The organism is Polaromonas sp. P1_A2 (genome assembly GCF_056406895.1).
This window is the reverse complement of the sequence record NZ_JBFTZI010000001.1, coordinates 1,236,775-1,251,936: the sequence shown is the minus strand read 5'-3', so window position 1 is coordinate 1,251,936 and position 15,162 is coordinate 1,236,775. Positions and strand designations below refer to the sequence as shown.

Here is a 15,162-nt window from a genome sequence, read left to right as displayed (position 1 = left end):
TCGTCGTTATTATTTGCAGGACTATGCTGAAGAAAATCCTAATCCCGATCCTCGTCATCCTTACTGGATGTGCGACCCAATATCCCGGTCCTCGTTCCGACTCGAACTCCCAAGTGTTCGTCAAGGCGTCTGGCCTACATCCGCATCCGGCGTACCCTGATGACAAGCTACTAGTCCGTGTCTTTCTCGGTAAGCAACCTCAACTTGAGGGAGTTGGCCTGGGCGCGATCACGCTCACCCCCGAGAAGCTCTCCAGCGAGTTCAAGTTAGACCAGGGCGTGGAGTACACCCTCTGGGTAAGTACTATTGAGAGCAATTTCGGAGGCTTCACCTCGTGCGGATTTGTCCTGCCACTCACGCCCGAGAAGGACGAGAGCTATTCGATCGAGTTCCAGACGCGCAAGGTCGACTGCGATGTTCTTGTGTCGACGACGAACAAGCTAGGGACCAAGGCAAAAGTTCTGGAAGCTACAAACGTCGCTGGCAGAACGCAGTTTCGCGTAAAAGTGGTGCGCTACTAGGAACATGAGTGGCGGAGACCAAGAACAGTCATAACGGAGACAAAACACAAATGAATATCGTCATCACCGGCGGCGCCGGATTCCTGGGCGCCAGGCTGGCAAGGCAGCTGCTCGAAAAGGGAAAACTGTCCCTTGCGGGTGGTACGCCACAAACCATCCAGACCATCACACTGGTCGATCGAATTGCACCGCCCTCGGCGCTGACGGCGGATTCGAGGATTCGCGCCGTGGTCGGCGACCTGAACGAACTGCTAGCAAGCGGCGCCGCTTCGCAGGTGGTGCGCGCCGAAGACGCGCTGGTGTTCCATCTGGCCGCAGCCGTCAGCGGCGAATGCGAGGCCGACTTCGACCTCGGCATGCGCAGCAATGTCGACGCCACGCGTGCGTTGCTGCAGGCCTGCCGCCAGCTGGGAAGCTCGCCCACCGTGGTGTTCGCGAGCTCGCTCGCGGTGTTCGGCAATTCACCGGCGCAGCCCCTGCCGCCGGTGATAGACGACCGCACCCTGCCCACGCCGCAGAACAGCTACGGCATCCAGAAATTCATCGGCGAGCAGCTGGTGGCCGACTATGCGCGCAAGGGTTTCATCCGCGGGCGCAATGTGCGGCTGATGACGGTCAGCGTGCGGCCCGGCAAGCCCAACGGCGCGGCTTCCAGCTTTTTGAGCGGCATGATCCGCGAGCCGCTGGCGGGCCTGCGCGCGGCCTGCCCGGTGCCGCCCGAAACCGCCGTGGCCCTGTCGTCTCCCGCGCGAACCATTGAAGGGCTGGTGCGCGCGGCCGAGGCCGGCGATGCCGAATGGGGCGCGCGCACGGCTGTCAACCTGCCGGCGCTCAAGACCACCGTGGGCGAAATGGCCGCCGCGCTGGAACGCGCGGCCGGCAAACAAACCGCGGCCATGATTGACTGGACACCCGACCCGGCCATCGCCAACATCGTGACCAGCTGGCCGGCCACCATAGACACGGCGCGGGCCCGCGCCTTGGGCCTCTTGCCCGACAGGGACTTTGACAGCATCATCGCCGCGTACTTAAGCGAAAACCCGCGCACGCCCCCTCGGAAGCCGACGTAATAATAGGTGTGCATACGGCTTGCTGTACGCCGTCGTCGCGAATTTTTCTGAACAACGACTATTTGGAGACACCATGAAAATTTCAAAACTGCTGGTCGGCATGGCTTTGGGCCTGGGATTCATCGCATCGGTGAGCGCGCAAAGCACCATGCGCATCAGCATTTCCACCGCCCAGAACTCGCACCAGGGTGTTGCCATCGACACCTTCGCCAGGGAAGTCGAAAAACGCACGGCCGGCCGCTACAAGATCCAGACCTTCTATAACGGCGCACTGGGCGGCGAACGCGAATCCATCGAGGCCGTGCAACTGGGCACCCAGGAACTGGCCTTCTCGTCCACCGGACCGGTGCCCAATTTTGTGCCCGAGACCAAAATCCTCGACGTGCCCTTCCTGTTTCGCGACAAGGCGCATGCGCGCGCCGTGCTGGACGGCCCCATCGGCCAGGATCTCCTGACCAAATTCGACGCCAAGGGCTTCAAGGCGCTGGCCTGGGCCGAGAACGGCTTTCGCCACATGACCAACAGCAAGCGCGATGTGAAGCTGCCGGAAGACCTGAAGGGGCTGAAGATGCGCACCATGGAGAACCCGGTGCACATCGCGGCCTACAAGGGCCTGGGCATCATCACCACGCCCATGGCCTTCCCTGAAGTGTTCACCGCGCTGCAGCAGGGCACCGTCGACGGCCAGGAGAACCCGCTGTCCGTGATCATGTCCGCCAAGTTCGACCAGGTGCAAAAGCACCTGACGCTGACCGGCCATGTGTATTCGCCCTGCATTTTCCTGATGAACAAGGCCTCCTTCGACAAGCTCAGCGCCGCCGACAAGACGGCCTTCATCGACGCGGCCAAGGAGGCGACCAAAGCCAACCGCGCCCGCGTCGACCAGGACGACGCCAACGGCGTGGCCGACCTGCGCGCCAAGGGCATGACCGTGATCGAGAACGTCGACAAAGCGAAGTTCGTGGCCACGCTGGCGCCCGTCAATGCCGAATTCGAGAAGCAGTTCGGCAAGGCCAATATCGACGCGATCCGCAACTACAAGTAAGGGCGCGCAGGCTGCGGTTTTTGCCACGGTTTGCCGCAGCCGGCGTCGCTGAATACGCCCGCAGGCATCGTACTGGCGGGCGTTTTCCATCCACCTTCCCCTCTCCACCGGCCCTCTCATGAAACAAGCTTTCCTCAAACTTGAGCGATGGACCACCGGCTTTTCCATGCTGGTGGCCTGCCTGATGCTCGTCATCGCGGCGATGCTCGGGATGTTCCAGATCGTCACGCGCTTCGTCCTTGAGCAACCCGCCGAGTGGAGCGAAATCCTGATCCGCCTGAGCCTGATCTGGATGGTGTTCATGGGCATCCCCATGGCCTTCCGGCAAGGTGCCATGGTCAGCGTGGACGTGCTCTACCGCTGGAGCCCGCCGCGCGTGCGGCGCCTGCTGGACTGGCTGGTCTGCCTGGCCGCCCTGGCGTTGATCGCGGTGATCGTCTGGTGGGGCTGGGACTATTCACTGCGCGGCCGCGTGCAGTCCATGGCGGGCCTGGAATCCGTCTCGATGTTCTGGGGCTATGTGGCCATGCCGGTCGGCGGCATGTTCTGCGTGATCGGCCTCATCGGCAACCTGATCGATCCGCAGCGCAACGAACTGGAGACGGCGCAATGACCGCGGTCATGATTTCCACCATGGTGCTGTGCTTTGCGCTCACCGTTTCGGTAGCCGTGTCCATAGGCCTGGCGTCGATCTTCGGCATCCAGGCGTCCAACGCCAACATGCTGATCTCCGTCAAGGAGATGTTTTCTTCCATCAACAAGTTTCCGCTGGCAGCCATCCCCTTCTTCATCCTGGCCGGCAACCTGATGGAAACCGGCGGCATCTCGCGCCGGCTGGTCGAATTTGCCAAAAGCATCGTGGGCGGCATCCAGGGCGGCCTGCCCATGACCTGCGTGCTGACCTGCATGATTTTTGCGGCCGTGTCCGGCTCGTCGGTCGCCACGACCTTTGCCATAGGCGCCATCCTGATACCGGCGCTCATCAAGCATGGCTACCCCACCGCCTACGCCGCGGCCCTGCAGGCCACCAGCGCGGAACTGGGCGTGATCATCCCGCCGTCCATCCCCATGATTCTTTATGGCGTCAGCGCCGAGGTCTCCATCGGCGAGCTCTTTATCGCCGGCTTCGGCCCGGGCTTGCTGATCGGCTTCGCGCTCATGCTGTTCGTGCATCTGTACTGCCGCTGGAAGGGCTGGGGCAAGCACGATGGCGACGGCAGGCTGAGCTTCGGTAAGGCGGCCTGGCAGGCAGGCTGGGCGCTGCTGATGCCCGTGATCATCCTGGGCGGCATTTACGGCGGGATTTTCACGCCGACCGAGGCGTCCGCCGTGGCGGTGTTCTACGCACTGGTCGTAGGCGTCGTGATCTACCGCGAAATCAAGCTGACCGACCTCTACGCCATCCTGCGCAAGTCGGTGCTCTCCAGCGCCGTGATCATGTTCATCATCGCCAACGCCGGGCTGTTCGCCTTTTTGATCACCCGGGCCGGCGTGCCGGATGCCATCGGCCATTGGCTGGAGGCCGTGCTGCAGTCGCCCGCCCTCTTCCTGCTGGGCGTCAACGCGGCGCTGTTCGTCATCGGCATGTTCATCGAGACCAGCGCCGCCATCATCGTGCTGGCGCCCATCCTGGCCCCGGTAGCGGTGCATTTCGGCATAGACCCGGTGCACTTCGGGCTGGTGATGGTGGTCAACCTCGCGCTGGGCATGATCACACCGCCTTTTGGCGTGAACCTGTTCGCGGCCTGCACCGTCGCCAGGATATCGCTGGACCGCATCGTCACCCACCTGGTTCCCTTTGTAGTGGTCATCCTGGCCTGCCTGATGGTGATCACTTACGTACCGCAGCTGTCATTGGGCTTGCGCGACCTGGTCTACGCCAAATAGCTTTTTCGGGCAGGGGTTTCACGCGCTTGTCATCTGGGGGCCCGATGCTCAGGCTTTCATTTGAGGATGAAATCCATGCAGCTCCACAAAACCGACCGCGCCCGCGCCGAGCTCAGGCCCGGCGTGAGAACGCTTGGCCAGCGCGAGCGCACCCTGCTGCTGATGGCTGACGGCAGCAAATCCGCCCAGGATTTCCGACCGCTGTTCGACGGTGACGGCGAAGCCATTGCCCTGCGCCTGCTGCGCGAAGGCTTTCTGGAGGCGCATCCGGGCAAGACCTCCACATCGGCCGCAGCGCCCGCACCCGCGCCGGCACCCACACCCGCGCAGTTGCAGAACTTTCCCAGCCCCGAGACCACCCAGGCCATCCAGGTGTCGGCCGACCAGTTTGAAGGCAAGCGCTCGCTCGCTACGACGCGCATGTTCCTGTTCGACATCTGCGAACGCATGTTCGCCCGGCGAGATCCGGTCATGGCCGAGCGCTTTCGCGAAGCGCTGCGCAATGCCAAGGACCGCGAAAGCATGCTCACGGCCTCACGCGACATGATCGAGGAAATCGAGAAAATCGCGGGCCACGAGCGCGCCGACTCCATCAGCGAGCGCATCGCCATGCTGCTGCCGCAGCACCAGGCGGCCTAAGTTACACTTGCCGGGTCAGGAGAGAGTTTTCCCCGCGAAAACCGCCGAAGGCGCACGTACACCCCCTTTTGGTGCACTGAACGCTCAGGCAAAAGGACTGGCAACCGCCCTGCGGCGCACCACGCGGCAAGGCGTTCCCTACTGGAGAGAGGCCGTCGCCAGGACGGCCCACCGAAGGAGCAAACCCGCATCGCCGGGCGAATCTCTCAGGTAAAGTGGACAGCAGGGGCAACTCATGGATCCAGAACCTGTTTGCCCCTCCCCGGAGAATGCCTTGTCCGATTCGTCCACCTCTTCCGCCGCCCCCGAAAGCCTGCTGAAAACGCCGCTGCACGCGCTGCACCTGGAGCTGGGCGCGCGCATGGTGCCTTTCGCGGGCTACTCCATGCCGGTGCAATACCCCGCGGGCCTGATGGCCGAGCACCACCACACACGCCAGGCCGCCGGCCTCTTTGATGTGTCCCATATGGGCCAGCTGCGCCTGGTGGGCGCCGACGCCGCGGCGGCGCTGGAATCGCTGATCCCGGTCGACGTGATCGACCTGCCCGCCGGCAAGCAGCGCTACGGCCTGCTGCTCAATGACGAGGGCGGCATCATCGACGACCTGATGTTCTTCAACCGCGACTACGCCCATGGCGGCGACCTGTTCGTCATCGTCAACGGCGCCTGCAAGGTCGGCGACATCGCGCACATCCAGGCAAAGATAGGTTCTCGCTGCGAAGTCATCCCCATGCCCGAGATGGCGCTGCTGGCGCTGCAAGGCCCGCAGGCGGTCACCGCGCTGCAGCGCCTTGCGCCCGGCGTCGAAAAGCTGGTGTTCATGACCGGCGGGCGCTTCACGGTGGCCGGCTGCGACTGTTTCCTCACCCGCAGCGGCTACACCGGTGAAGACGGCTTTGAAATTTCCGTCCATGGCTCGCAGGCCGAGGCGCTGGCGCGCGCGCTGCTCGCCCAGCCCGAGGTCAAGCCCATAGGCTTGGGCGCGCGCAACTCGCTGCGCCTGGAGGCGGGCCTGTGCCTCTACGGCAACGACATAGACACCACGACCACGCCGGTGGAAGCCAGCCTCAACTGGGCCATGCAAAAAGTGCGGCGCACGGGCGGTGCGCGCGCGGGCGGTTTCCCCGGCGCGGACAAAATCCTGGCCCAGCTGGCCGACCCCGCCACGCTGGCGCGCAAACGCGTGGGCCTGGTGGCGCTGGAGCGCGTTCCCGTGCGCGACCATACAGAGCTGCAAGCCACCGACGGCACAAGCATCGGCGAAGTCACCAGCGGCCTGCTGGGCCCGACCATCAACCAGCCGGTGGCCATGGGCTATGTGAAACCCGAATTCGCCGCCCTGGGCACACGCGTGAACGCCATCGTGCGCGGCAAGGCCGTGCCCATGGAAGTCGCGGCCATGCCTTTTGTTCCCACCCGCTACTACCGTGGTTAAGCGCGGCTAAAACCTTCTTTCCCCACCCCTCAACCCTCCGGAGATTCTCATGACCGTCAAATACACCGAAGACCACGAATGGCTCAAGATTGAAGGCGACACCGCCACCGTCGGCATCACCGTGCATGCGCAGGACGCGCTGGGCGACGTGGTGTTTGTGGACCTGCCCGCCGTGGGCACGAGCTTCGCGCAAAAGGAAACCGCCGGCGTGGTCGAGTCGGTCAAAGCCGCCGCCGACGTCTACATGCCCGTGAGCGGCGAAGTGACCGCCATCAACGAAGCGCTGAAGGACGACCCGTCCCTGGCCAACAGCGACCCCATGGGCGCCGGCTGGTTCTTCAAGATCAAGCTGTCCGACCCTTCGCAGCTTGACGCACTGATGGACGAAACCCGCTACACCGCCTTCGCCGCCTGATTTTCCGGCCGACTTTTTTCTGACTCCTGCTGCCAAGCCTGACACGGAACCCGACATGTTGATGCAAACCGCCAAGCCCCTGGGCGACCTTGAAAACCCTTCCGAATTCATCGCCCGCCACATCGGCATCGACGAAACCGACGAAGTCCACATGCTCGGCGTCGTGGGCTCGGCCTCGCGCCGCGAGCTGGTCGAAGGCATTGTTCCGCGCTCCATCGCGCGCAGCACGCCCATGGCCATCCCGGCTCCGGTCACCGAGGCCGCCGCGCTCAAGCAGCTCAAGGCCATCGCGGCCAAGAACAAGGTGTTCAAGAACTTTATAGGCCAGGGCTACTACGGCACCTACACGCCGGGCGTGATCCTGCGCAACATCCTCGAGAACCCCGCCTGGTACACCGCCTACACGCCCTACCAGGCCGAGATCTCGCAGGGCCGCATGGAAGCGCTGATCAATTTCCAGACCATGGTCTGCGACCTGACCGGCATGCCGATTGCCAACGCCTCCATGCTCGACGAGGCCACGGCCGCCGCCGAGGCCATGACCCTGGCCAAGCGCAGCGTCAAAAGCAAAAGCAACGTCTTCATCGTGGCGGGCGACTGCCATCCGCAAACCATCGAAGTGATACAGACCCGGGCCAAACCGCTGGGCATCACGGTCAAGGTCAGCACGGCGGCCGTCACGGTGCCGCAGCTGATGGCCGAGGGCGACTACTTCGGCGTGCTGGCCCAGTACCCGGCCACCACCGGCAGCATCCACGACCTGCGCCCGCTCGCGGGCCAGGCCCACGTCGACGGCGCGGCCCTGTGCGTCGCGGCCGACCTGCTGGCGCTCACGCTGCTCGCCCCGCCCGGCGAATGGGACGCCGACATTGTGCTGGGCAACACCCAGCGCTTTGGCATGCCCATGGGCAACGGCGGCCCGCACGCCGCTTACCTGGCCTGCCGCGACGAGTTCAAGCGCTCGCTGCCGGGCCGCCTGGTCGGCGTCAGCGTCGACAGCCACGGCAACCCGACCTACCGCCTGGCGCTGCAGACGCGCGAGCAGCACATACGCCGCGAAAAAGCCACTTCCAACATCTGCACCGCGCAGGTGCTGCCGGCGGTGATCGCCAGCATGTACGCCGTCTACCACGGCCCGCAGGGCCTCAAGCGCATCGCCGAGCGCGTGGCGGCCTACACCGCCGTCTTTGTGCGCGGCCTGCAGGAGCTGGGCTACGAAATCACCAACACCGGCGCCTTCGATTCCGTGACCGTGAAGACCGGCGACGCGACCACCGCGATCGCCGATCGCGCGCGCCAGGCCGGCGCCAACCTGCGCTTTCGCCTGAACAACCACCTGGGCGTGTCGCTGGACGAAACCACCAGCCGCAAGGACATCGAACTGCTCTGGTCCTTCTTCGCCAAACCCGGCCAGACGATTCCCGTGGTGAGCGCCTTCGAAAAAGGCGTGGAATCGCTGATCCCCGCCGAGCTGCGCCGCGCCACGCCTTTCCTCGCGCACCCGGTGTTCAACACCCACCATTCCGAAACCGGCATGCTGCGCTACATCCGCATGCTCAGCGACAAGGACCTGGCGCTGGACCGCAGCATGATCCCGCTGGGCAGCTGCACCATGAAGCTCAACGCGACCAGCGAGATGATTCCCATCACCTGGCCCGAGTTCGCCAACATCCATCCCTTCGCGCCCGCCGATCAGCTGCAAGGCTATGCCGAGCTCGACAAGCAGTTGCGCGACTGGCTGTGCCAGGCCACCGGCTATGCCGGCATCAGCTTGCAGCCCAACGCCGGCTCGCAGGGCGAGTACGCCGGCCTGCTGGCCATCAAGGCCTTCCATGAAGCCAAGGGCCAGGGCCACCGCAACATCTGCCTGATCCCATCCTCGGCCCACGGCACCAACCCGGCCAGCGCGCAGATGGTGGGCATGAGCGTGGTCGTGACCGCCTGCGACGCGCGCGGCAACGTGGACATGGCCGACCTCCAGGCCAAATGCGAACAGCACAGCGACAAGCTGGCCTGCGTGATGATCACCTACCCGAGCACGCACGGCGTGTTTGAAACCCAGGTCAAAGAGCTCTGCGCCATGGTGCACAGCCACGGCGGCCGCGTCTACGTGGACGGCGCCAACATGAACGCGCTGGTCGGCGTGGCCGCGCCCGGCGAGTTCGGCGGCGACGTGAGCCACCTGAACCTGCACAAGACCTTCTGCATCCCGCACGGCGGCGGCGGCCCGGGCGTGGGCCCGGTCTGCGTGGTGGCCGACCTGGTGCCCTACCTGCCCGGCCATGCGACGGCGGGCATTCCCGGCAACGGCGTGGGCGCCGTCTCGGCGGCGCCCCTGGGCAATGCCGCGGTGCTGCCCATCAGCTGGATGTACTGCCGCATGATGGGCCCCGAGGGCCTGACACAGGCGACCGAGGTCGCCATCCTGAGCGCCAACTACATCAGCTCGCGCCTCAAAGACCACTACCCGACGCTGTACGCCAGCGAAAACGGCCATGTGGCCCACGAGTGCATCCTGGACCTGCGCCCGCTGAAAGAAACCAGCGGCGTCAGCGCCGAGGACGTGGCCAAGCGCCTGATGGACTACGGCTTCCATGCGCCCACGCTGAGCTTTCCCGTGCCCGGCACGCTGATGGTGGAGCCCACCGAAAGCGAAACCCTGGCCGAGCTGGACCGTTTCATTGACGCGATGATCGCGATACGCGACGAGATCCGCAAAGTCGAAGCCGGCCAATGGCCGCAGGACAACAACCCGCTCAAGCATGCGCCGCATACCGCGGCCAGCCTGCTGGGCGCCGACTGGGACAGGCCCTACTCGCGCGAAACCGGCGGCTTCCCGCTGGCCTCGCTCAAGCAGGCCAAGTACTGGCCGCCCGTGGGCCGGGTCGACAACGTCTACGGCGACCGCAACCTGTTCTGCAGCTGCGTGCCCGTGAGCGATTACGCCTGAGTTGGACGCGCAGATTGTCCTGATCGTCGCGGGCGCGGCGGCGGCGGGCTTTGTCCAGGGCCTGTCGGGCTTTGGCTTCAGCCTGGTCGCCATGTCGTTCTGGGCCTGGGCCATAGACCCGAAGCTGGCGGCTGTGATGGCGGTGTTCGGCGGGCTGACGGGCCAGCTCATGGCGGCCTTCACGGTCAGCCGCAACACCGACTGGAAGCGCCTGCTGCCGTTTCTGGCAGGCGGCCTGCTGGGGCTGCCACTGGGCTTGCTGCTGTTGCCCCGGCTTGATGTCCAGCTGTTCAAGCTGTTCCTCGGCGTGCTGCTGGCGGCATGGTGCCCGGCCATGCTGTTTTCGGGCAAGCTTCCGCGCATCCACCACGGAGGGCGCATCGCCGACGGCGCGGCAGGCGTTGCCGGCGGCTTCATGGGTGCCCTGGGTGGTTTCAGCGGCGTCATTCCGACGCTGTGGTGCACCCTGCGGGGCTACGAGAAAGCTGCCCAGCGCGCCGTCATCCAGAACTTCAACCTGGCGGTGCTGACCGTCACCATGGCCAGCTATTTCGCCGCCGGCCTGGTCAGCCGCGAGACGCTGCCCATGCTGGCCATCGTGGCACCCGCGGCGCTCATTCCCGCCTGGCTGGGCGGACGGCTTTACACGGGCATCAGCGACCTGGCCTTTCGCAGGCTGGTGCTGAGCCTGCTGACCTGCTCCGGCCTGGCCATGCTGGTCTCATCGGTGCCGGAGTTATTGCGGCGAATCGGCTAGGGCCTGTTAACGCTATTTCAAGAAGAACGGGAGCTGGCCCGCAGCTCACGAATGGCTTTGATCATGGTGGGTGCCAGCATATTCCAGTGCAAGGCCCGCAGCGACCGGCGGTAACGCAGCCCGCTGCCCCCCAGGGCGGCAGACACCAGCTCCAGTGGATCGCTCACCACGCACAGAAGCCGCTTGATCATGGGGTCCTGCTCGCTGGGCTTGCCGCCCAGGAAGGCGTCGTTCTTCCCGTCCCACAGAAGCTGGGCATTGACGTGTATGCCCCACCCGCATTCCCAGCCGTTCGCTTTCAGGTGTTCAAGGGCGGCGGCCACGTATTCGGCATCAAAAATGAAGGTGTCTGTGCGAACCCAATGGCCCAGCCAGAACTCCGCCAGCGGGCGCGCCGCCGGCGTGGCCCTGGGGATCAGGCCGCGCAGCATTTCGCCGTTCATCTCCATGTAGCGCACCCGCGCCGGGATGCCGGCGGAGCGCATCAGCGCGATCAGCAGGGTCACCTTGTCGTCGCCGTCGCCTCCGCGCGCCTCGAGCACGTCGCGGGCCGTCGGGTACTGCAGCTTGACCCGCTTGGTATAAGGCAGGTGCTTGACGAAGCGGTAGATGGCCAGCGCCTTGTCGCGGTCGGTGCGGCACAGCTGCACCAGCGCGCGAGCCTTCAGGCGCAGCTTGGTGTCGTCCAGGTCCAGCAGCGGCGTCGTGCCTAGCCAGTCCTGCGGCCGGTCGCTGACTTTTTTATACAGTCGGCGCGGCGGATCGAATTGTGCGGCAAGTGCCACCATGGGATCACCACGGAGTGAATCGTTCACGCATGGTAACCCCGCAGGCGCAATTGCGGCGAATTTCGGTTCCACGCCAGGGCCCTGGGGGTCTGGCTCCTTCTTCCTCGGGGAGAAGGCAGACATCAGGGCCCGCGGCGCTGGATGTTGCATCGCAGCATGCCATCAAAAGCGGGTGGCCTGCCGGCGCTTCAAGGAGCGCACGGGGTGCCTCCGGTATCGGCCAGCGCATTGCGCAGCTGGGTCTGTGCGATGGGCAGTTGCAGCGCCACGGCGCGCTCCACCACGGGTGCCAGGCGGCGCTGCTTCTTGTGCGCGTGGTCTTTGGCAATGTCGGCCAGGCGGTGTTCCAGAAACGGGTTGAGCAGACGGTCGCGCAACTCCACCAGGTAGGCGCGGGCCTCGGTGCCTGAGCCCTCGGCGTCAAATACCGGTAGCACCTCGTCGGCCCATGCGGCCTCCAGCAGGGCGCGCAGCGCCGGGGTGTGCATGGCCTGCACCACGGTCATGTCGGCGGCACCGCCCAGCAGCTGCCAGCGTTCGGCCAATACCGTGTGCCCCAGGTTCAGCAGCCAGAGCTTGCGCTGCTCGAAGGGGGCCAGAGCATCGGTCACCACCATGGCCGGGTGGCTGCAAGGAAGCACCATGCGCGGCTGGCGCTCGATGGCCCACAGCGCATAGGGCTCGGCGACCGCGCCGGCGGGTTCCAGCGGGGACGAGACGATGCGGTCCACCAGTGAATTGACCCACACGCAGTGCTCCCGCACGTAGCGAAGGAAGTCGGGTGCAAGGCCCCAGCCCTGCGCCAGCGTGGCTACCAGCTTGCGCAGCGTGTCGCCGTTGCGGCTGACCAGTTCGCAGGGGTACAGCGTCAGGGGAGCCTGCGGCTGCTGCTGCCAGCGGTGGTGCAAAAGCGCCACCAGCTTGGCCGGGTAGCTGCGCGGCGCCGTCGTAGGGCTGTGCAGCAGCGCCGCGGTGTCGGAGTCGTCCAGCGCATAGCCCATATCCGCCGTGTTGGAGATGACGACCTGCACGGTGGTAGCCATGGCATCGCGCAACTGTGCCCAGTCGCGGCGGGCATGCCACACGGCCTGCACCGCGTTCACCTGCACGGTTTCCTCGATACGCCGGCCCTGTTGCATGCCGCGCAATTCGACGCGGTAGCCATGTGCCAGTGCCGCGGCGCGTGCACTGCTCTGCGGGCTGTCCGTGCTCTGCACGACGGAAATGCCGCCCAGCGCCTGGCCTTGGGCCAGGGCCTGGGACACAAACAGGTCCGCATGCGCCTGCAGAAAGCGCCCGGTGCCGAACTGGAGGATGGGCGTGCTCACGGGCAGGCTCCGGTCAGCATTCGATCAGCGCCTTGACCACGCCCTGCGTGGGATCCAGCAGGGTGGCGAATTGGGCGGGTACATCGGCCAGGGCCATGCGGTGGGTATTGAGTGCCGCGGTGGGGATTTTGCCGCCGCGCATCGCCTCCAGCACCGTTTCGAAGTCTTCCATGGTGGCATTGCGGCTGCCCAGCAGCGTAGCCTCGCGTTTGTGAAACTCCGGATCGGCGAAGCTAATGTTGTCCCGTACGATCGACACCAACACATACTTGCCGCCATGGGCAATGAACTGGAAGCCGCGCTCCATGGCCCGCGCATTTCCCGTGGCGTCAAAAACGACATCGTAAAAATCTCCGTCCGTCAGTGCGCTCAGCTTGTCCACGTCGTTGTCGGCGATCAAGACACCCGCATGCGCACCCAGGTGTTGTTTGCAGAAGTCCACCCTCTCCTTTCGCGTATCCAGCGCCGTGACCTGGCCGCCACGCAGGCCGGCGAACAGCAGGACGGCCATGCCGATGGGGCCGGTCCCCACCACCAGCACGCGCTGGCCGGGCTGCACGTCGGCGCGGCGCACGGCGTGGGCACCAATGGCCAGGAATTCCAGCATGGCGGCCTGGTCCAGTGAGACACCCTCCGCCTTGCGCACAAACTGCGCGGGTACGTTGAGATACTCGGTGAAGGCGCCGTCGCGGTGCACGCCCAGCACCTGGATGTGGACGCAGCAGTTGGTCTTGCCCTGGCGGCAGGCGACACAGCGGCCGCACGACAGGTAAGGCATGACAAAGACCGTGTCGCCGGGCTGAAGGGAACTGCCCGCCGGAGCTTCCTCCACGGTACCCGCGACTTCGTGGCCCATGACGCGTGGATAGGCCAGGAAGGGTTGTGTGCCGGTGAAGATATGCAGATCGGTTCCGCACACCCCCACGCGGCGGATGCGCAGCAGCACATCGCCTTCATTGCGTATGGGCATGGCCGCGTCGACCGTGCGCAGCACGCCGGGAGTTTCGCAAATGACTGTCAGCATAGATGTCCTTGGGTGGAAGTGGTGAGTGTTAGTCGATGTGGAAGACGGATTCCATGGCGGCCCAGTGCTCGCCCGGGCCGCGGGTTTCAAGGGGGCGCTGGCAGGGGCCGCACAGGGCCCACCAACGCTGCGTTTGCGCATCGGCGGCGATAGCCGCCATGTCCGCGTCGAAGTCCTGGCCGTGGTATTCCCAGTAGCCGAACAGCAGGTTTTCCGGCTCCCGCAGAAAGATGCTGTAGTTGCGCAGCTGCGACTGGTGGATGCGCTGCAGCACAGCGGGCCAGACGGCCGCGTGCAGGCGCTTGTATTCGGCGATGTGTTGGGGGTCGATGCCAATGACCCATCCCATTCGTTGCATGCAATCTCCGTATAAATGTCAGTCAAGGTGGTACAGGCTGCGCGCATTGCCGCCGAAGATGGCTGCCATGCCGGCGTCGTGCATGCCCGGGTGGGCGCGGCACAGGGCTCGGGCCATGGCCAGCCAGCCGGGGTAGTCGGAGGCCAGCTCCAGTACCGGCCAGTCACTGCCCCAGATCAGCCGGCGCACGCCGAAGACCTTCAGCACATGGTCCACATACGGGCCCAGGGCCTGCGCGGTGGGATGGGCGCCGGCCTCGGTGAGCAGCCCGGACAGCTTGCAGTGCACCTGGGGCAGGCTAGCCAGCGTCTCGATGTGGGCGCGCCAGGGCTCCAGCCGCCCCAGGGCGATTTCAGGCTTGGCGGCGTGGTCGATGACGATGGACAGCGAGGGATGGCGCTGGGCCATGGCCTGCAGCGCCGGCAGATGCCGGGGCAGCACCAGGGCGTCGAATACCAGCCCCTGGGTTTGCATGGCGTGCAGGGCCGGGTCCAGTGCGGGGTGGGTGATCCAATCGGTATCGGGCAGGTCCTGCAGCATGGGGCGCAGCCCCTTGAGCTTGGGGTGACGCGCCAGCGCTGCGATGTGTGCGGGGGCATCCGCGGCGAGCAGGTCCACCCAGCCCACGACACCCAGCACAAAGGGATTGCGCTGCGCTATCTCCAGCAGGTAGTGGGTGTCGGCGACGGTGGGCAGCGACTGGACCAGCACGGTAGCGCCCACCTCGCATCGCTCCAGCTCAGGCCGCAAGTCGGCGGGGCCAAAGTCGCGATGGATGGCTGCCAGGGTGGCCGGCGGCCAGTGGCCGGCGCGGTCCGCCAGGTTCCAGAAATGCTGGTGCGCGTCGATCAGCATGGGGATTTCCTCAGGCTGGGCGGGAAAGGTATTTCAAATCCGTGGTGTGCATAGGCCCTCCTCCGGCAGCCGGTGCCGGAGGTATCCTTG

15 protein-coding genes and 2 riboswitches are annotated in these 15,162 nt (G+C 65.3%); of the genes, 10 read left to right on the top strand and 5 right to left on the bottom strand.

What is annotated here, in order from left to right; all coding sequences use genetic code 11:
• Nucleotides 1–23: 23 nt before the first annotated feature.
• The 10 genes from AC1D09_RS05975 (at nt 24) to AC1D09_RS05930 (ending at nt 10,719) form a co-directional block, all read left to right on the top strand.
• Nucleotides 24–521 (top strand): hypothetical protein, encoded by a 498-nt coding sequence (locus AC1D09_RS05975; protein ID WP_477660873.1) that lies wholly within the window; start codon nt 24–26, stop codon nt 519–521.
• A 50-nt stretch (nt 522–571) separates the two neighbouring features.
• On the top strand, nt 572–1,591 hold the full coding sequence (gene denD / locus AC1D09_RS05970) for a D-erythronate dehydrogenase (RefSeq protein WP_477660872.1): 1,020 nt from the start codon (nt 572–574) through the stop codon (nt 1,589–1,591).
• Between the two features lie 73 nt (nt 1,592–1,664).
• On the top strand, nt 1,665–2,636 hold the full coding sequence (locus AC1D09_RS05965) for a TRAP transporter substrate-binding protein (RefSeq protein WP_477660871.1): 972 nt from the start codon (nt 1,665–1,667) through the stop codon (nt 2,634–2,636).
• 118 nt (nt 2,637–2,754) lie between these two features.
• A complete protein-coding gene (locus AC1D09_RS05960) occupies nt 2,755–3,249 on the top strand; it encodes a TRAP transporter small permease (protein ID WP_477660870.1) in 495 nt (164 codons plus the stop codon).
• The gene (locus AC1D09_RS05955) at nt 3,246–4,523 is read left to right on the top strand and encodes a TRAP transporter large permease (protein WP_477660869.1); all 1,278 of its coding nucleotides are present in this window, start codon (nt 3,246–3,248) and stop codon (nt 4,521–4,523) included. Before AC1D09_RS05960 ends, AC1D09_RS05955 begins: the two co-directional genes overlap by 4 nt.
• 75 nt (nt 4,524–4,598) lie before the next feature.
• The gene (locus AC1D09_RS05950; protein ID WP_477660868.1) at nt 4,599–5,162 is read left to right on the top strand and encodes a hypothetical protein; all 564 of its coding nucleotides are present in this window, start codon (nt 4,599–4,601) and stop codon (nt 5,160–5,162) included.
• 6 nt (nt 5,163–5,168) lie between these two features.
• Nucleotides 5,169–5,274, top strand: a riboswitch (glycine riboswitch).
• Nucleotides 5,275–5,293: 19 nt separating this feature from the next.
• A riboswitch (glycine riboswitch) is annotated at nt 5,294–5,395 on the top strand.
• Nucleotides 5,396–5,436: 41 nt separating this feature from the next.
• Nucleotides 5,437–6,597, top strand: coding sequence for a glycine cleavage system aminomethyltransferase GcvT (gene gcvT, locus AC1D09_RS05945; RefSeq protein ID WP_477660867.1), 1,161 nt, complete (start codon nt 5,437–5,439; stop codon nt 6,595–6,597).
• A 49-nt stretch (nt 6,598–6,646) separates the two neighbouring features.
• Nucleotides 6,647–7,012: a glycine cleavage system protein GcvH gene (gcvH, locus tag AC1D09_RS05940; protein ID WP_007868705.1), complete on the top strand. Its 366-nt coding sequence runs from the start codon at nt 6,647–6,649 to the stop codon at nt 7,010–7,012.
• Nucleotides 7,013–7,067: 55 nt separating this feature from the next.
• The gene (gene gcvP, locus AC1D09_RS05935; protein WP_477660866.1) at nt 7,068–9,962 is read left to right on the top strand and encodes an aminomethyl-transferring glycine dehydrogenase; all 2,895 of its coding nucleotides are present in this window, start codon (nt 7,068–7,070) and stop codon (nt 9,960–9,962) included.
• A gap of 1 nt (nt 9,963) precedes the next feature.
• Entirely contained in the window at nt 9,964–10,719 is a 756-nt protein-coding gene (locus AC1D09_RS05930) for a sulfite exporter TauE/SafE family protein (protein ID WP_477660865.1), read from the top strand.
• Nucleotides 10,720–10,736: 17 nt separating this feature from the next.
• Here AC1D09_RS05930 and AC1D09_RS05925 read toward each other — a convergent pair whose 3' ends face one another.
• The 5 genes from AC1D09_RS05925 to AC1D09_RS05905 all read right to left on the bottom strand — a co-directional run bounded on the left by AC1D09_RS05925 (nt 10,737) and on the right by AC1D09_RS05905 (nt 15,072).
• Nucleotides 10,737–11,534 (bottom strand): transglutaminase-like domain-containing protein, encoded by a 798-nt coding sequence (locus AC1D09_RS05925; RefSeq protein ID WP_477700972.1) that lies wholly within the window; start codon nt 11,532–11,534, stop codon nt 10,737–10,739.
• A gap of 161 nt (nt 11,535–11,695) precedes the next feature.
• The gene (locus AC1D09_RS05920; protein ID WP_477660863.1) at nt 11,696–12,835 is read right to left on the bottom strand and encodes a mannitol dehydrogenase family protein; all 1,140 of its coding nucleotides are present in this window, start codon (nt 12,833–12,835) and stop codon (nt 11,696–11,698) included.
• Nucleotides 12,836–12,848: 13 nt separating this feature from the next.
• Nucleotides 12,849–13,859, bottom strand: coding sequence for a zinc-binding alcohol dehydrogenase family protein (locus AC1D09_RS05915; RefSeq protein WP_477660862.1), 1,011 nt, complete (start codon nt 13,857–13,859; stop codon nt 12,849–12,851).
• 28 nt (nt 13,860–13,887) lie between these two features.
• Nucleotides 13,888–14,217, bottom strand: a complete 330-nt coding sequence (locus tag AC1D09_RS05910) for an L-rhamnose mutarotase (RefSeq protein ID WP_477660861.1) — start codon at nt 14,215–14,217, stop codon at nt 13,888–13,890.
• A gap of 18 nt (nt 14,218–14,235) precedes the next feature.
• Nucleotides 14,236–15,072: an amidohydrolase family protein gene (locus tag AC1D09_RS05905; protein WP_477660860.1), complete on the bottom strand. Its 837-nt coding sequence runs from the start codon at nt 15,070–15,072 to the stop codon at nt 14,236–14,238.
• Between the last annotated feature and the right edge of the window lie 90 nt (nt 15,073–15,162).

What these genes read in the sequence shown, in the direction of transcription:
- AC1D09_RS05905 (WP_477660860.1), bottom strand. Translation starts at nt 15,072, where the DNA reads ATGCTGATCGACGCGCACCAGCATTTCTGGAACCTGGCGGACCGCGCC.
- AC1D09_RS05965 (WP_477660871.1), top strand. Translation starts at nt 1,665, where the DNA reads ATGAAAATTTCAAAACTGCTGGTCGGCATGGCTTTGGGCCTGGGATTC.
- AC1D09_RS05910 (WP_477660861.1), bottom strand. Translation starts at nt 14,217, where the DNA reads ATGCAACGAATGGGATGGGTCATTGGCATCGACCCCCAACACATCGCC.
- AC1D09_RS05955 (WP_477660869.1), top strand. Translation starts at nt 3,246, where the DNA reads ATGACCGCGGTCATGATTTCCACCATGGTGCTGTGCTTTGCGCTCACC.
- denD (WP_477660872.1), top strand. Translation starts at nt 572, where the DNA reads ATGAATATCGTCATCACCGGCGGCGCCGGATTCCTGGGCGCCAGGCTG.
- AC1D09_RS05915 (WP_477660862.1), bottom strand. Translation starts at nt 13,859, where the DNA reads ATGCTGACAGTCATTTGCGAAACTCCCGGCGTGCTGCGCACGGTCGAC.
- gcvP (WP_477660866.1), top strand. Translation starts at nt 7,068, where the DNA reads ATGTTGATGCAAACCGCCAAGCCCCTGGGCGACCTTGAAAACCCTTCC.
- AC1D09_RS05975 (WP_477660873.1), top strand. Translation starts at nt 24, where the DNA reads ATGCTGAAGAAAATCCTAATCCCGATCCTCGTCATCCTTACTGGATGT.
- AC1D09_RS05950 (WP_477660868.1), top strand. Translation starts at nt 4,599, where the DNA reads ATGCAGCTCCACAAAACCGACCGCGCCCGCGCCGAGCTCAGGCCCGGC.
- AC1D09_RS05960 (WP_477660870.1), top strand. Translation starts at nt 2,755, where the DNA reads ATGAAACAAGCTTTCCTCAAACTTGAGCGATGGACCACCGGCTTTTCC.
- gcvH (WP_007868705.1), top strand. Translation starts at nt 6,647, where the DNA reads ATGACCGTCAAATACACCGAAGACCACGAATGGCTCAAGATTGAAGGC.